A 16220-nucleotide genomic window follows, 5' to 3' on the forward strand; every position below is an offset into this window, starting at 1 on the left:
ACCGGTTAGGCTCCCCCGGCGCGCGCGAGCGATGCGCGCCGGGGGAGTCAGGGGACCAGGATGACCAGGGGGTACCGGCGGTAATGGCGGACGTTTCGGGAAGACCGGAGGGCTCCGGGAGCCCGTCGAACGCGTGGGGCCAGGCCATCGCCGCGTTCGTGGTGGTGGGGGCGCTCGGCGGCGGGCTGTGGGTGCTGCAGCAGTCGTCCGCGGAGAGCAGCGCGAGCACGCTCACCTGCTCGACGTCGACGCCGTCCGCGTCGGCCTCCGCGCCGGCGGCGGGCAAGAAGAAGGTCGACCACCTCACCGGCCATCAGCTCTGCCAGGTGCTGAACCGCCCGGACCTGCCGACGCTGCTCGGCACACCGGGGGAGAAGCCCACCTCGCTCGGGAGCGCCGACGACGGCATCTCGCTCGGCGACGGGCCGAGCCCGGAGGCGAAGGTCGGACTGAGCACGTACACCGTGCAACTCTCGGCGTCCTACGACGACTTCCCGGTCGCCGGGATGGCCGGCCTGCTCGGCGGCGGCGCCCGGGAGCAGTCCGTGCTCGGGCGTCCGGCGGTCCTCTACTCGAACCGGACCATCGGGTTCAAGGTCCGCGGCGACAAGAGCGAGAGCGCCCCCAGCCATGTGGCCCGCTGTCTGGTCGTCGCCCGGGACCCCAAGGACGGCGGCGGCTCCTACGAGGTGGCCATCTGGCGCCAGGACTCCGGGACGCCCGACGACGCGGCGCTCCTGCGCGTCGCACAGACGGTGCTCCCCACGATCCCCGGCTGGACGCCCGCCCTTTGACGGCGCGCCCGCGGCGCTCGCCGCGGAGAACAGCCGAAAGGCCGGCCCCCTGACGGGGTGCCGGCCTTTCTGGCGCGGGAAGCCGGAGCGGTGGGGCGTCAGGTTCAGGCGGCGAGTTCGGCGTCCTGAGGTGTGTTCGGCGTCTGCGGCGCCGGCTTCTTGTCGCGCATCACCAGCGTCGCCAGGACCGCCGCCGCCAGCACGCCCACCGCGCTGACGGTGAAGGTCGTGGTCATCGAGGAGGTGAACGCCTCGCGGGCGGCCTGCGCCAGGGTCGCGTCGTCGCCCGCCGTCGCGAGGGCGCCGACGATGGAGTGGCGGGCCTGCTCGGGGGCGTCGGCCGGCATCTCGGCCCGGTAGCCGTGGGTGAGCAGGGAGCCCAGGATGGCGATGCCCAGGGCGGTGCCGGCCTGCTGGACGGTGTCGTTGAGGGCCGAGCCGACGCCCGCCTTCTCCTCGGGGATGGTGCCCATCAGGGCGGCGACCGCCGCGGGCATCGCCAGTCCGGCGCCGAGGCCGAGCAGAGCGAGGCCCACCGCCGGGACCGTGAAGCCGCCGTCCGCCTCGACCGTCGTCAGCAGGGCGAAGGAGGCGGCCATCACCAGCATGCCGGCGAGGATCACGAAGCGGTCGCCGATCTTCGCGGCGAGCTTGACTCCGCCGCCGTTGCCGATGAGCGCGGTGACGGCGAGGGGCAGGAAGGCGAGGCCGGCCTTGAGGGCGGAGTAGCCGAGGACGAACTGCAGGTACTGGGTGAGGACCAGCAGCAGGCCGCCGTTGCCGATCTGCACCAGGGTCAGCGAGAGGGAACCGCCGCTGAAGTTGCGCTGCTTGAACAGGACCAGCGGGACCATGGGGGAGGGGGTGACGTTCTCCCAGATCACGAAGCCCGCCAGGAGGACCACGGCCGCCGCGAAGGTGACGGCGCCCCAGCCGGTGAACGCGCCGTGCTGCGGGATCTCGATGATCCACCACACCAGCGCGGTCATGCCCGCCGCCGACAGCACCGCGCCGAGCGGGTCCGCCTTCTGGTACGGGCCCTTCGACTCCGGCATGAGGGTGACGCCGGCGACGACGGCCAGGGCGACGACGGGGACGTTGATCAGGAAGATCGACTGCCAGGAGAAGTGGTCGATCAGCAGTCCGCCGAGCACCGGGCTGCCGACCAGGCCGAGCATCGACACCGAGCCCCAGGCGGCCATGGCCTTGCCGCGCTCCTCCTCGTCGAAGACGGTGATGAGGATGGACAGCGTCGAGGGCATGATCAGCGCTCCGCCGACGCCCATCGCGACACGCGAGGCGATCACCTCGCCCGGGGTGGTGCAGAAGGTCGCCGCCAGCGAGGCGGCTCCGAAGAGCAGCAGCCCGGCGAGCATCACCTTCCGGCGGCCGAACCGGTCGCCCAGGCTGCCGGAGGTCAGCAGCAGGCCCACGAAGACCAGGATGTAGGAGTCCAGGATCCACTGGGTGTCCTGGGCGCTCGCCCCGAGCTCCCCGGTCATCGACGGCACGGCCACGGTCAGCGCCATGCTGTCGACGACCAGCACCAGCGTGCTGAGGCAGAGCACGACGAGGATCCACCAGCGGCGTGGATTGCGGGTTTCCATGGGGCTTCCCTTCGCTCCCTGACCGGCGCTGCGAACGCCGTTCCTTCGATGCGAACACTGTACGCAGCTGGGAACGGTGTGCGCAAGACTTGATTTCTGTACGCTGGATGCGAACGTTGTACGCAGGATCGTCGCGAGGTGCGCGCAGCCCTCCGCGTCGGGCCGACGTCACCGTGAACGAGCCCAAGGAGCCGATGCCGTGGCCGCCAAGGCGAACCCGAACCCCATCCCGTCCGTCTGGGCCCGGCAGCGCCGTGAGCCCGAACAGCCCGCGCTCAGCCGGGACGCGATCGTGCGGGAGGCGATCGCGATGCTGGACTCCGACGGCGTGGAGGCCCTGAGCATGCGCAAGCTCGGCGCGCGCCTGAACGCCGGTGCGACCTCCCTCTACCGGCACGTCGCCACCAAGGACGAGCTGATGGAGCTGGCCGTGGACGCGGTCGCCGCCGAGATCCACGTACCGTCCGCCGGGCCCGACTGGCGGGCCGCGGTCACCGGGGCGGCGTCCTCGTTCCGGGCCACCGCCCTGCGCCACCCCTGGCTCTCCTCGGTCCTCGGCCAGGCGGGCCTGGCCTACCTGGGCCCCAACCTCATGGCCTACTCCGAGCGCCTCGCCGCCCTGTTCGTCGACGCGGGCTTTCCCGAGCCGAACGGCGCGATCGACACCGTCCTGTCGTACGTCATCGGGATGAGCACCACCGAGGGCGCCTGGCTGATCACGGTCGCCCGCTCGGGCGAGACCGAGGCCGAGTTCATCGCCCGCCTCATGCCCGCCGCCCAGGAGGCGGCCGCAGGGCACGACCACCTCGCCGCCTCCTACGCCGACGCCGGGCCCGCCACCGCCGACCCGGCCGCCCTGCGCGACGCCAAGTTCGCCTACGGCCTGGAGGTCGTCCTCGACGGGCTCGCACTGCGGCTGCCCCGCTGACGAGGGCCGGGTGACGCGCGAAGGCCCCGCTACGGGGTCACGGCCTCCAGCCGGACCGCGCACACCTTGAACTCCGGCATCCGCGAAGTCGGGTCCAGCGCCGGGTTGGTGAGCGTGTTGGCGCGGCCCTCGCCCGGCCAGTGGAAGGGCATGAAGACGGTGTCGGGCCGGATGCCGGCGGTGATCCTGGCCGGCGCCACCGCCCGGCCCCGCCGGGAGACGACGGCGACCGGGTCGCCCTCGGCCGCCCCGATCCGCGCCGCGAGCCGGGGGTGCAGCTCGACGAACGGGCCGGGCGCGGCGGCGTTCAGCTCGTCCACGCGGCGGGTCTGGGCGCCGGACTGGTACTGCGCCAGGACCCGCCCGGTGGTCAGCAGCACCGGGTACTCGGCGTCGGGTTCCTCCGCCGCCGCCCGGTGCGACACCGGCACGAACCGGGCCCGCCCGTCGGGGGTGGCGAACCGGTCGAGGAACAGGCGGGGCGTGCCGGGGTGCTCGGGCGGAGCGTCGGGTGCGCCGGCGTCCGCGGGACACGGCCAGAACACGCCGTCCTCCTCCGCCAGCCGCCGGTAGGTGATCCCGGAGTAGTCCGCCGGACCGCCGGCGCTCGCCCGGCGGAGTTCCTCGAAGACCTCCTCGGCGTCGGTCGGGAAGCCCTTCTCCACCCCGAGCCGCGCCGCCAGTTCGTGCATGACCTCCAGGTCGCTGCGCACACCCTCCGGTGGGCTGACCGCCTGCCGTCGCAGCAGCACCCTGCCCTCCAGGCTGGTCGTGGTGCCGGTCTCCTCCGCCCACTGGGTGACGGGCAGCACCACGTCCGCGAGAGCGGCCGTCTCCGACAGCACCACATCGCAGACGGCGAGGAAGTCGAGCGACTTCAGCCGCTCCTCGACGTGCGCCGCGCGCGGCGCGGACACCACCGGGTTGGACCCCATCAGCAGCAGCGACCGCACGTCCCGCCCCAGGGCGTCCAGGAGTTCGTACGCGCTGCGCCCCGGCCCGGGCAGCGAGGCGGGGTCCACGCCCCACACCCCGGCCACGTGCCGCCGCGCCGCCGGGTCGTCCAGCTTGCGGTAGCCGGGCAACTGGTCGGCCTTCTGGCCGTGTTCGCGCCCGCCCTGCCCGTTGCCCTGCCCGGTCAGGCAGCCGTACCCGGACAACGGGCGTCCGGCCCGGCCGGTGGCCAGGCACAGGTTGATCCACGCGCCGACCGTGTCGGTGCCCTTGGCCTGCTGCTCGGGGCCGCGGGCGGTCAGCACCATCGCCGCCTCCGGCTCGCAGAACAGCCGTACGGTCTCCCGCAGTTGTGGAACGGACACCCCCGTGATCCGTTCCACGTACTCCGGCCAGTGGGCCATCGCCGCGGCCCGCGCGTCCTCCCAGCCGGCCGTCCGCTCGCGGACGTACCTCTCGTCGACCCGCCCCTCGGCGACGACGAGGTGCAACAGCCCGAGCGCCAGCGCCAGATCGGTCCCCGGCCGGGGCGCCAGATGCAGGTCGGCCTGTTCGGCGGTCCTGGTGCGGCGCGGGTCGACGACGATCAACGTGCCGCCGTTCTCGCGCAGTTCGCGGAAGAACCGCAGCGCCGGCGGCATGGTCTCGGCGAGGTTGGAGCCGACGAGGATCACGCACCCGGTCCGCGGGATGTCCTCCAGCGGGAAGGGCAGCCCGCGGTCCAGGCCGAAGGCCTTGATGCCGCCGGCCGCCGCGGACGACATGCAGAAGCGCCCGTTGTAGTCGATCTGCGAGGTGCCGAGCACGACCCGCGCGAACTTGCCGAGCGCGTAGGCCTTCTCGTTGGTCAGCCCGCCCCCGCCGAACACCCCGAGCGCGTCCGGACCGTGCTCCGCGCGGATCCTGCCCAGTTCGCCGGAGATCCGGTCGAGCGCCTCGTCCCAGCCGGCGGGCGCCAGCTCGCCGTCCCGGCGCACCAGCGGGGTGGTCAGCCGCACCCGGGACGACAGGACCGCCGGCGCCGTACGGCCCTTGCCGCACAGCGCGCCCCGGTTCACCGGGAAGCCGGTCCGCTCGATCACCTCGACGCCCCCCGTGGGCAGGGGCGACAGGGCCATCCCGCACTGCAGGGCGCAGTACGGGCAGTGGGTGGGCGTCGAGGCGGTCTTCATATGCCCCAGCGTGCTTCGGCCGTGTTACGCGTCGTGCGGCGTCCTGTTACGGCGGTGTGGTGGTGCCCTCCCCGACGCCGGCCGCCCGGCGTGAGGCGTGGCCCGGCCCACCTGTGGGTTGCCGCCATACACCCCCGGAGTTGCCTCTGTTGCGAAAGGCGGCACAAGTGGCGCATTTCATCGCAAAATTGGCTGGTAGCACCTAGTTGAGAGTTGAACCGACGCCACTACAGTCGTTCGGCGCAAGGCACTCGCACGGCTTTCGAAACCACGGGCATGCCGCCGTCCCCGGCCATGTCACCGACTCTCGAAGCAGCCTGGAGGTCCGCCCCATGCCTCTGCGTCACCTCACCCCCCACGACCGGTGGCTCTTCCGCCGCTACGGCCACGGCCCCGCCGTCCCCGTCCCCGACCCGCTGATCCACCGCGCCGTCGAACGGCACGCCCGCGCCGCGCCCCACGCCGTCGCCGCCGAACACCGGGGCGCGCTGCTCACCTACGGCGAGCTGAACCGCCGGGCCGACGCCCTCGCCGCCCGCCTCGTCCGCGAGGGCGTCCGCCCCGGCGACCACGTCGGCCTCTTCGTACGCCGCTCCCTGCCGATGCTGGTCGGCCTGCTCGGCGTCCTGAAGGCGGGCGCCGCCTACGTCCCCCAGGACATCGGCCTTGCGCCCGCCGCCCAGCTCGCCCACGTGGTCCGCGCCGCCGCCCTCCGGATCGTCCTCACCCGGGCCGAACACGCCCCGCGGGTGCCGAGGGGGCCGCGTGTGATCGCCCTGGACGAGCCGCTGCCGTACGAACCCGCCGCCGGCCCGCTCCCGGCCCCCTCGCCCGACGACGGCTGCTACGTCCTGTTCACCTCCGGCACCACCGGCCGCCCCAACGGTGTGAAGGTCACCCACCGCAACGTCGCCAACATCCTGCTCACCGAACCCGGCGCGCTCGGCATCCGCCCCGGCGACCGCGTGGCCCAACTCCTCAACGTCGCCTTCGACATGGCCGCCTGGGAGATCCTCGGCTGCCTCGCCCACGGCGCCACCCTCGTCGTCCGCGGCGAGGACATCCCCGCCGCCGCCCGCACCGCCACCGTCCTGATCGCCACCCCGACCGTGCTGTCCGGCATCGACCCGGCGGCCTGCCCCAGGGTGCGCGCGGTGGCCGTCGCCGGGGAGCCCTGCCCCCGCCCGCTCGCGGACGCGTGGGCGCGCCGGGCGGCCTTCCACAACTGCTGCGGCCCGACGGAGACGACCATCGTCAACACGATGAGCCGCCACGACCCCTGCGCCCCGCTCCTGACGATCGGCCGCCCGACCCCCAACAACACCGTGTACGTCCTGGACGCCGACCGGCGGCCCCTGCCCATCGGCGAGACCGGCGAGATGTGGGCGGGCGGCGACTGCGTCTCGGCCGGCTACCTCGGCGACGACGCGCTCAACGCCGAGCGCTACGCCCCCGACCCCTTCCTCGGCGGCGGCCGCCGGATGTTCCGCACCCGTGACCTCGGCCGCTGGACCCCCGACGGACAGCTCGAACACCTCGGCCGCACCGACGACCAGGTCAAGGTGCGCGGCTTCCGTGTGGAACTCGACTCCGTCTCCGCCGTCCTGGAGCGGCTGCCCGGCTGCGCCCGCGCGGTGACGCTCAAGCGCGACGACCGCAGCCTGGTCTCCTTCGTCAGCCCGGCCGGCGTCGACCCCGACGCGGCCCGCCGTGCGGTCGCCGAGGCGCTGCCCTACTACTGCGTGCCCGAGAATGTCATGCCCCTGCCATTCCTGCCGGAGACGGACCGGGGGAAGATCGACAAGCAGTCGCTGCTGCGGCTGGCCCGGGAGCGCACGGCGGTGACCCGATGACCACCGCCCACGACCGCCGCCCGGCGGCCGGCGTGACCGGCTCACCCGACGGCGCCCCGGCGGAAGCCGTCGCGCTTCCTCCGCTCACGTCCCGGGCGCGCCGCCTCCTCAAACACCCCCGCCTGATGCACTACAACCGCCTGGCGGCGCTGGTCCTCCTCGTCAACGCCGCGTTCGCGTGGGCCGCCTGGCCGCTCGCCGACCGCACCCTCGCCCACGCGGCCCTCGCCGACCTCGCGCTCGCCGTCCTCGTCCGCCAGCAGCACGTCGTCAATCTGTTCTTCCGGCTGGCGACCGCCGCCCCCACGACCTGGCCGCTTCGGCTGCGCTGGACCCTCGGCAAGGTCTACCACTTCGGCGGACTGCACGTCGGCGGAGCGCTCGCCGGGACGGCCTGGTTCGTCGCCCTGACCGTCAGAACCGGCGCGGACGGCTCCCCGGGACCCGAGACCTACGTCGGCTGGACGCTGATCGCCCTCCTCGCCGTCATCGTCGCCACCGCCCTGCCGCCCTTCCGCTCCCGCCACCACGACCGCTTCGAGAAGATCCACCGCTTCGGCGGCTGGAGCGCCCTCGCCCTCTTCTGGACCCACACCCTGCTGACCGACGCCGGCCCGGTGCCGGTGACCGTCCTCGCGCTCGTCACCTTCAGCGTCGCCCTGCCCTGGCTGCGGCTGCGCAAGGTCGACGTCCGCGTGGAACGCCCTTCCGCCCATGTGGCGCTGGCCCGCTTCGACTACGGCGAGACCCCCTTCGCCGGCTCCTCCACGGCGATCAGCCGCAGCCCGTGGACGGAGTGGCACTCCTTCGCCAACGTCCCGGAGCCCGGCCGGACCGGCTTCCGGCTCACCGTCTCCCGCGCCGGCGACTGGACCGGCGCCTTCATCGACGACCTGCCCTCCCGCGTCTGGGTCAAGGGCATCACCACCGCCGGGGTCGCCAACATCGAGGTCCTGTTCGAAAAGGTCGTCTACGTGGCGACCGGCAGCGGCATCGGCCCCTGCCTGCCCCATCTGCTCGCCGCCGAGGTCCCCTCCCGCCTGGTCTGGGCGACCCGCGACCCCCGCACCACCTACGGCGACGCCCTCGTCGACGAGATCCTCGCCGTCCAGCCGGACGCCGTCGTCTGGGACACCTCCCGGCACGGCAAGCCCGACATGGTGCGCCTCGCCTACGCCGCCTACCGGGACTTCGGCGCAGAGGCCGTGATCTGCATCTCCAACAAGAAGCTGACCTGGCAGGTCGTGCACGGCCTGGAACGGCGGGGCATCCCCGCGTACGGCGCGATCTGGGACTCGTAGACCCACAGGAGGGCGACATGAACCACCTCAAGTTCGAACGCCACGGCGCGGTCGCGGTCGTCCGACTGCACCGCCCGCACGTCCGCAACGCGCTCAGCGGCGATCTGCTCACCGAACTCCTCGACGCGCTGCGCCCGTCGGACCGGGACCCCGGCGTCGGATGCCTCGTCGTCACCGGCTCCGAGCAGGCCTTCGCGGCCGGCGCCGACATCAGGGAGATGGCCCGCAAGACGGCCGTGGAGATGGCGGCGGAGGACTACTTCGCCGCCTGGGAGGAGTTCGCCGACCTGCGCGTGCCGAAGATCGCCGCCGTGAACGGCGTGGCACTGGGCGGCGGCTGCGAACTGGCGATGATGTGCGACCTGGTGATCGCGGGCGAGTCCGCGGTGTTCGGCCAGCCGGAGATCAAGCTCGGGGTCATCCCGGGCATCGGCGGCACCCAGCGCCTGACCCGGCTCGTCGGCCGCGCCAAGGCGATGGACCTGATCCTCACCGGCCGCACCATGAGCGCCCGCGAGGCGGGGGACTGCGGGCTCGTCTCCCGGGTCGTGCCGGACGACCGGGTGCTGCCGGAGGCGCTCGAAGCGGCCGGGACCATCGCCTCGTACGGCCGCGCGGCGGTGCGCGCCGCCCGCGAGTGCGTCGACCGGGCGCTGGAGAGCGGCCTGCGCGACGGCATCCGGTTCGAACGCCGTTCCTTCCACGCCCTGTTCGCGACGGAAGACCAGAAGGAGGGCATGACCGCGTTCCTGGAGAAGCGGGAGCCGACCTTCCGGGGGAGGTGACGGACGGCGGACGCGGCGTCGGCGCGGTTCGGCGCGGGACGGCAGCGGGAGAGGCACCGCCGCCGCTGCCGTCCCGCCCCGACCCCGCCCGCCCGGCTAGCCCGCCGAAGCCAGGGCTTGTGCCACTCCCGGTTCCCGCGGGCCGAGGAACCGGGGGTCCGGTTCGAACAGGGCGTCCAGCGCCGCCTTGCCCGCCGCGAAGATCTCCCGGGTGCCGCCGTAGTACCAGGTGGCGTCGTGCTCGTCGCTCACACCGATGCCGTACGACTCCACGCCCGCCTCCCGGCACAGCGCGACCGCCCGCCGGATGTGGAAGCCCTGGCTGATGAGGACGGCCCGGTCCACGCCGAAGATCTTCTTGGCGCGCACACAGGAGTCCCAGGTGTCGAAGCCGGCGTAGTCGCTGACGATCCGGGCGCCCGGGACGCCGTGCCGCGTCAGATAGGTCCGCATCGCGTCGGGCTCGTCGTAGTCCTCCCGGCTGTTGTCGCCGGTGACCAGGACGACCTTCACCCGCCCGTCCCGGTACAGCTCGGCCGCCGCGTCCAGCCGGCGCGCGAGGTACGGCGACGGCCCGCCGCGCCACAGGCCCGCGCCGAACACGACCGCGACGTCGGTGCGCGGCGCGTCGGCCGTGGTGCGCAGCCGGTCCGCCGTCGACACGTACAGCCAGGTCGACGGCAGCAGTCCGAGCACGCACACGGCCATCACGCCCTGCACCAGCCGCCGCCGTCCCGCACGCGTGCGCGGCAGTCGCGGCCGACGGATCCCCATCCTCGTCCCCCGTCTGTCGTCCCCGTCCTCGATCCCGGATCCGGCGCCCGGCGATCTGCCCCTCACCTGGGAGGACGCGCTCCGCCCCGCTCCGGTTCACTCGGCCCTCCGCCCCCGCGCCTCCTCACACCGCCCGCACCCCCGCCGTGAAGCGCCGGAAAATACTCGTGACGGCCACGCAACGGGGACGCAACCCCGCACCGCGAGGATCGGTCCATGAACCGGATCAGCTCCCAGCCCGCCGCCCGGCTCACCCTCGTGCGGCCGGCGCCCCGGCCGGGGACGGACGGCCGCCGCCGGCCCGGCCCGCCCGCGCTCGTCGCCGTCGCCCACGGCAGCCGTGACCCGCGTGCCCTGAGCACCGTCCACGCGCTGCTCGACCGCGTCCGCGCCCTGCGCCCGGAGCTGCCCGTCCACCTCGGGCACATCGAACTCAACGAGCCCCTGCTGACCGACACGCTCGCCCGGCTCGACGCGACGGACACCGCCGACGCCGTCCTCGTCCCCCTGCTGCTCAGCCGCGGCTACCACGTCAGGCGCGACATCCCCGAGACGGCCGCGGCCGCTCGCGTACGCACGCGCGTGGCCGCGCCGCTCGGCCCGCACCCCCTCCTCGTGGACGCCCTCCACGCCCGTCTCACCGAGGCCGGCTGGCGCGCCCCGAGGACCGACGCCGAGCGCCGCACGAGCGCCGTGGTCCTCGCCGCGGCCGGCTCCCGCGACCCCGACGCGGCCGTCGACACCGGCCGCACCGCCCGGCTGCTCTCCGCCCGCCTCGGCGTCCCCGTCGTCCCCGCCTACGCCACCACGTCGGCCCCCACCGTCCCCCTGGCGATCAAGGCCCTGACCGCGCGAGGCCGCCACCACGTCGCCGTCGCCTCCTACTTCACAGCCCCCGGCCGCTTCGCCACCGAGTCCGCGGCGGCCGCACCCGGCCCGGCCGCGGCCCCCCTCGGCCCCCACGAGGCGATGGCCCGCCTCGTCCTGCACCGCTACGACCAGGCGGCGGCGACCCCGGCCCGCACCACCGCCCACCTGGCCTCCGCCTGAGGCGGGGGGCGCGCCCCCCCCCCCCCCCCACCCCCCCCCCCCCCCCCTGCTGAGGGCATGGAAGGCACCGCAGGCACCACGCCCCCCCCCCCCCCCCCCCCCCACCCCCCCCCCGCACGGGCCCCCAGGGCGGCCGAGCCCGACAAACGCCCGGGCCGTACGGCCTTCCAGCGCGACCGCGCCCGCATCCTGCACTCCTCCGCGCTGCGCAGGCTCGCCGGCAAGACGCAGGTCGTCACGCCCGGTGCCGCCGGCAGTCCCGCCTGGGACGCCACACCGCGCACCCGGCTCACCCACTCCCTGGAGTGCGCCCAGGTCGGCCGTGAGCTCGGAGCCGCCCTCGGCTGCGACCCCGACCTCGTCGAAGCGGCCTGCCTCTCCCACGACCTCGGCCACCCCCCGTTCGGCCACAACGGCGAACAGGCCCTGAACGACTACGCCCACGACTGCGGCGGCTTCGAGGGCAACGCCCAGTCCCTGCGGCTCCTCACCCGCATCGAGCCCAAACGCTTCACCGCCGAGGGCTCCGTCGGCCTCAACCTCACCCGCGCCACCCTGGACGCCGCCACCAAGTACCCCTGGCCGCGCGGCGCGCACCCCACCGACCCCGCCTCCCCGAAGTTCGGCGTGTACGAGGACGACCGGCCCGTGTTCGACTGGGTCCGCGAGCACGCCCCCGGCACCCGCACCTGCTTCGAGGCCCAGGTCATGGACTGGTCCGACGACGTCGCCTACTCCGTGCACGACGTCGAGGACGGCCTGCACGCCGGCCACGTCGACCCCGCCAGCCTGCACGCCGAACCGGAACGCCAGGAGGTCTTCAGCGTCGCGGTGGGCCGCTACGTCCCCGCCGGCACCGACCCGGCCGAACTCGCCGCCGCCCTCGACCGCCTCCAGGCCCAGGAGTGGTGGCCGCACGGCTACGACGGCACCGCGGTCGCCCAGGCCCGGCTGAAGGACGCCACCAGCCAGCTCATCGGCCGCTTCTGCCTCGCCGCCGAGAGCGCCACCCGCGCGCGGTACGGCCTCGGGCGCCTCACCCGCTACGGCGCCGAACTCGTCGTACCGCACGAGACACGGCTGGAGTGCGCGGTCCTCAAGGCCGTCGCCGACCGGTACGTGATGCAGCGCGCCGAACAGGAACTGCTCCGCGCCGACCAGCGCGTCGTCATCACCGAGCTCGCCCAGGCCCTCACCGCCCGCGCCCCCGAGGACCTCGACCCCCAGTTCCGCGCCCTGTTCGAGCAGGCGCCCGACGACCGCGCCCGCAAGCGGGTGATCGTCGACCAGGTCGCCTCCCTCACCGACGCCTCGGCCCGCTCCTTGCACGCGCGGCTCACGACACGCGCCTGAAAACGCGGATGTGACTCATAAGTGACTCGACGTGGCCTGATCGGGCCACTCCCTCTTCCCCCCTCACGCTCCGTGCGGGACGCTCGTGTGGCGGAACGAGCAGTGTTCACTGGAGGGCCACCCCCCGGACCCCCGTAGGAGGCATCACGTGGTCGACGCGGATCAGACATTCGTCATCGTCGGAGGAGGCCTGGCCGGCGCCAAGGCGGCCGAGACGCTCCGGACGGAGGGCTTCACCGGCCGCGTGATACTGATCTGCGACGAACGGGACCACCCCTACGAGCGGCCACCGCTGTCCAAGGGCTACCTCCTCGGCAAGGACTCCCGCGAGAGCGTCTTCGTGCACGAGCCCGCCTGGTACGCGCAGAACGACGTCGAGCTCCACCTCGGCCAGACCGTCGACGCCGTCGACCGCACCGCCAGGACGGTCCGCTTCGGCGACGACGGCACCCTCGTCCACTACGACAAGCTGCTCCTGGCCACCGGCGCCGAACCGCGCCGCCTGGACATCCCCGGCACCGACCTCGCCGGCGTCCACCATCTGCGCCGCCTCGCCCACGCCGAACGCCTCAAGGGCGTCCTGGCCGCCCTCGGCCGCGACAACGGCCATATCGTGATCGCCGGCGCGGGCTGGATCGGCCTGGAGATCGCGGCGGCGGCCCGCGAGTACGGCGCCGAGGTCACCGTCGTGGAGCCGGAGCCGACCCCGCTGCACGGCGTCCTCGGCCCCGAGCTCGGCAACGTCTTCGCCGAGCTGCACCGCGACCACGGGGTCCGCTTCCGCTTCGGCGTCCGGCTGACCGAGATCGTCGGCCAGGACGGCATGGTGCTCGCGGCCCGCACCGACGACGGCGAGGAGCACCCCGCGCACGACGTGCTCGCCGCGATCGGAGCCGCCCCCCGCACCGGGCTCGCCGAGGCGGCCGGCCTGCGGCTCGCCGACCGGACCCACGGGGGCGGCGTCGCCGTGGACGCGAGCCTGCGCACCTCCGACCCCCACATCTATGCCGCCGGCGACGTCGCGTCCTTCCCGCTCGGCCTCTTCGACACGACGCTGCGCGTGGAGCACTGGGCCAACGCCCTCAACGGCGGCCCGGTCGCGGCCCGCGCGATGCTCGGCAAGGACGTCGCCTACGACCGCGTGCCCTACTTCTTCACCGACCAGTACGACCTGGGCATGGAGTACAGCGGCTGGGCGCCGCCGGGGACGTACGACGAGGTGGTCATCCGGGGCGACGCGGGCAAGCGGGAGTTCATCGCGTTCTGGCTCCGCGAGGGGCGGGTGCTGGCCGGGATGAACGTGAACGTGTGGGACGTCACAGAGGCGATCCAGAAGCTGATCCGCGCGGGGGTCCGCGTGGACGCGGACAGGCTGGCCGACCCGCACGTCCCGCTGGAGGGCCTCGCGCCCTGACCGCCGGCGAGGCGCGCGCCGGATGAAGGACCGGCCCGGCCCCGTAGAATTCACGCGTGGCTGGGCGGATCAATGATGAGGATGTGAAGGCGGTACGGGACGCGGTCCCGATCGACGCCGTCGTGTCCGAGTACCTCCAGCTGCGCAACGCGGGCGGCGGAAACCTCAAGGGGCTGTGCCCGTTCCACGACGAGAAGTCGCCGTCCTTCCAGGTCAGCCCCAGCAAGGGGCTCTTCCACTGCTTCGGCTGCCAGGAAGGCGGCGACACCATCACGTTCGTGATGAAGGTCGACCACCTCACCTTCTCCGAGGCCGTCGAGCGCCTCGCCGCCCAGGCCGGCGTCACCCTGCGCTACGAGGAGGGCGGCTACAACCCCTCCCACCAGCGCGGCGAACGCATCCGCCTGGTCGAGGCCCACAAGATCGCCGCCGACTGGTACGCGGAGCAGCTCGCCCTCAGCCCCGAGGCCGACACCGGCCGGGTCTTCCTCGCCGAGCGCGGCTTCGACCAGGCCGCCGCCGTCCACTTCGGCGTCGGCTACAGCCCCCAGGGCTGGGACCACCTCACCCGCTTCCTGCGCGGCAAGGGCTTCAGCGACAAGGAGCTGATCCTCTCCGGCCTCGCCCAGGAGGGCCGCCGCGGGCCCATCGACCGCTTCCGGGGCCGGCTGATGTGGCCCATCCGCGACATCGGCGGCGACGTCGTCGGGTTCGGCGCCCGCAAGCTCTACGAGGCGGACAACGGGCCCAAGTACCTCAACACGCCCGACACGGCGATCTACAAGAAGTCCCAGGTCCTCTACGGCATCGACCTCGCGAAGAAGGAGATCGCCAAGTCCTCCCGCGCCGTCGTCGTCGAGGGCTACACCGACGTCATGGCCTGCCACCTCGCCGGGGTGACCACGGCCATCGCGACCTGCGGCACCGCCTTCGGCGGCGAGCACATCAAGATCCTGCGCCGGCTGCTCATGGACAACGGCTCCGCCCGCGTCATCTTCACCTTCGACGGCGACGCCGCCGGCCAGAAGGCCGCCCTGCGGGCCTTCGAGGACGACCAGAAGTTCGCAGCCGAGACCTACATCGCCATCGCCCCCGACGGCATGGACCCCTGCGACCTGCGCCTGACCAAGGGCGACGACGCCGTGGCCGACCTGGTCGAACCCCGCACCCCGCTCTTCGAGTTCGCGCTGCGCCAGATCGTCGTCCGCTACGACCTCGACACCCCCGCGGGGCGGGCCGCCGCCCTCGACGAGGCCGCGCCCATCGTCGCCCGCATCAAGAACAGCGGGGCCCAGCACGAGGTCGCCGTCCAGCTCGCCGGCATGCTCGGCATCCTGGACACCCAGTTCGTGGTCAAACGCGTCGCCCAGCTGGCCCGTTGGGCCCGCGAGCGCGGCGGCAAGGGCCCCGCGCCGGCCGGCCGCGGCCCCCAGCGGTACGAGGCCGCCCCCCGCCCCGCCGTGACCGGCCCCGCCCTCACCCTGCGCAACCCCGTCTACGCCACCGAACGCGAACTGCTCAAACTCGCCCTCCAGCGCCCCGATTTGGTCTCCCCGGCCTTCGACGCCTACGGCGTGGACGAGTTCACCGCCGCCCCCTACGCCGCCGTACGCCAGGCCGTCCTGGACGCGGGCGGCGCCGAGTACGGCACCCAGGACCCGCAGGACTACCTGGTCCGCGTCCGCGAGGCCGCCCCCGACGACGCCGTCCGCGCGATGGTCACCGAGCTCGCGGTCGAGGCGATCATGCGCAAGACGGTGGACGAGGTCTACGCCGGCGCCCAGTTGGTCACCGTCCGCCGCCGTGCCGTGGAGCGGCGCGTGCGCGACGTCCAGTCCCAGCTGGCCCGGCTGGCCGCCGGCGGCGATCCGGCCCAACTGGCCGCCGTGCAGAACGAACTGTGGGTCCTTCAGCAGTACGACCAGTCGCTGCGCGAGCACGGGGCCGCGGCGCTCTGATCCTGGCGGGGCGCGCCGGGCCGCTGTGCCGGCACGGTCACCACGGGGTCACGGGACGAACGCAAAAAGTCATCGCACGCCCCTCGTGGCGGCGATGTGTCGTACCCCACACTGGTTGCGGTGCCTGAGTCCTCGGAGCGCGGCCGGTCCGTCCCCCCACGGGTCCCACACCCCGCGGTTCCCCCACCGCGTACGGGACGGACAGCGGCGAGGCCGCCGACTCCGCCCCCGAAGCAGCGCTGTCGCGCATTCCGGCAGCGAAAATCCTGGAGGTCGC

12 protein-coding genes are annotated in these 16220 nt (G+C 73.8%); 9 read left to right on the top strand and 3 right to left on the bottom strand.

Translation table 11 applies throughout. The annotated features are described in order from the left end of the window. Positions 1-83: 83 nt before the first annotated feature. Positions 84-794: a DUF6215 domain-containing protein gene (locus ACIRS4_RS31535; RefSeq protein ID WP_404202516.1), complete on the top strand. Its 711-nt coding sequence runs from the start codon at positions 84-86 to the stop codon at positions 792-794. A gap of 104 nt (positions 795-898) precedes the next feature. Here ACIRS4_RS31535 and ACIRS4_RS31540 read toward each other — a convergent pair whose 3' ends face one another. After that, the gene (locus ACIRS4_RS31540; protein WP_404202518.1) at positions 899-2401 is read right to left on the bottom strand and encodes an MFS transporter; all 1503 of its coding nucleotides are present in this window, start codon (positions 2399-2401) and stop codon (positions 899-901) included. 199 nt (positions 2402-2600) lie between these two features. Here ACIRS4_RS31540 and ACIRS4_RS31545 point away from each other — a divergent pair, with 199 nt between their 5' ends. Continuing rightward, positions 2601-3329, top strand: a complete 729-nt coding sequence (locus ACIRS4_RS31545) for a TetR/AcrR family transcriptional regulator (RefSeq protein ID WP_404202520.1) — start codon at positions 2601-2603, stop codon at positions 3327-3329. Between the two features lie 29 nt (positions 3330-3358). On the opposite strand, the gene ACIRS4_RS31550 is transcribed toward ACIRS4_RS31545, so the two are convergent. Beyond that, the gene (locus ACIRS4_RS31550; protein WP_404202522.1) at positions 3359-5455 is read right to left on the bottom strand and encodes a molybdopterin oxidoreductase family protein; all 2097 of its coding nucleotides are present in this window, start codon (positions 5453-5455) and stop codon (positions 3359-3361) included. 332 nt (positions 5456-5787) lie between these two features. On the opposite strand from ACIRS4_RS31550, the gene ACIRS4_RS31555 reads away from it, so the two are divergent. Genes ACIRS4_RS31555 through ACIRS4_RS31565 form a run of 3 tightly spaced genes read left to right on the top strand, consistent with a single transcriptional unit; the run spans position 5788 to position 9394 of the window. Beyond that, positions 5788-7308, top strand: coding sequence for an amino acid adenylation domain-containing protein (locus tag ACIRS4_RS31555; protein ID WP_404202524.1), 1521 nt, complete (start codon positions 5788-5790; stop codon positions 7306-7308). After that, the gene (locus ACIRS4_RS31560; RefSeq protein ID WP_404202526.1) at positions 7305-8609 is read left to right on the top strand and encodes a hypothetical protein; all 1305 of its coding nucleotides are present in this window, start codon (positions 7305-7307) and stop codon (positions 8607-8609) included. The genes ACIRS4_RS31555 and ACIRS4_RS31560 overlap by 4 nt, the downstream gene beginning before the upstream one ends. A 17-nt stretch (positions 8610-8626) precedes the next feature. Further along, positions 8627-9394 (top strand): enoyl-CoA hydratase-related protein, encoded by a 768-nt coding sequence (locus ACIRS4_RS31565; RefSeq protein WP_404202528.1) that lies wholly within the window; start codon positions 8627-8629, stop codon positions 9392-9394. A 96-nt stretch (positions 9395-9490) separates the two neighbouring features. Here the strand turns inward: ACIRS4_RS31565 and ACIRS4_RS31570 are convergent, their stop codons facing one another. Continuing rightward, positions 9491-10168 carry a vancomycin high temperature exclusion protein gene (locus ACIRS4_RS31570; protein WP_404202530.1) on the bottom strand — a complete coding sequence of 226 codons (678 nt, stop codon included), beginning with the start codon at positions 10166-10168 and terminating at the stop codon, positions 9491-9493. A gap of 216 nt (positions 10169-10384) precedes the next feature. Between ACIRS4_RS31570 and ACIRS4_RS31575 the strand changes: the two genes are divergently transcribed. The 4 genes from ACIRS4_RS31575 (at position 10385) to dnaG (ending at position 15943) form a co-directional block, all read left to right on the top strand. Further along, positions 10385-11218 (top strand): sirohydrochlorin chelatase, encoded by an 834-nt coding sequence (locus ACIRS4_RS31575; RefSeq protein ID WP_404202532.1) that lies wholly within the window; start codon positions 10385-10387, stop codon positions 11216-11218. Positions 11219-11275: 57 nt separating this feature from the next. Further along, on the top strand, positions 11276-12571 hold the full coding sequence (locus ACIRS4_RS31580; protein ID WP_404202534.1) for a deoxyguanosinetriphosphate triphosphohydrolase: 1296 nt from the start codon (positions 11276-11278) through the stop codon (positions 12569-12571). Between the two features lie 148 nt (positions 12572-12719). Next, positions 12720-13985, top strand: a complete 1266-nt coding sequence (locus ACIRS4_RS31585; protein ID WP_404202536.1) for an NAD(P)/FAD-dependent oxidoreductase — start codon at positions 12720-12722, stop codon at positions 13983-13985. Positions 13986-14041: 56 nt separating this feature from the next. Next, positions 14042-15943, top strand: coding sequence for a DNA primase (dnaG, locus tag ACIRS4_RS31590; RefSeq protein WP_404202538.1), 1902 nt, complete (start codon positions 14042-14044; stop codon positions 15941-15943). Positions 15944-16220 lie beyond the last annotated feature (277 nt).

The organism is Streptomyces sp. NPDC101166 (genome assembly GCF_044768125.1).
Lineage (GTDB): Bacteria > Actinomycetota > Actinomycetes > Streptomycetales > Streptomycetaceae > Streptomyces.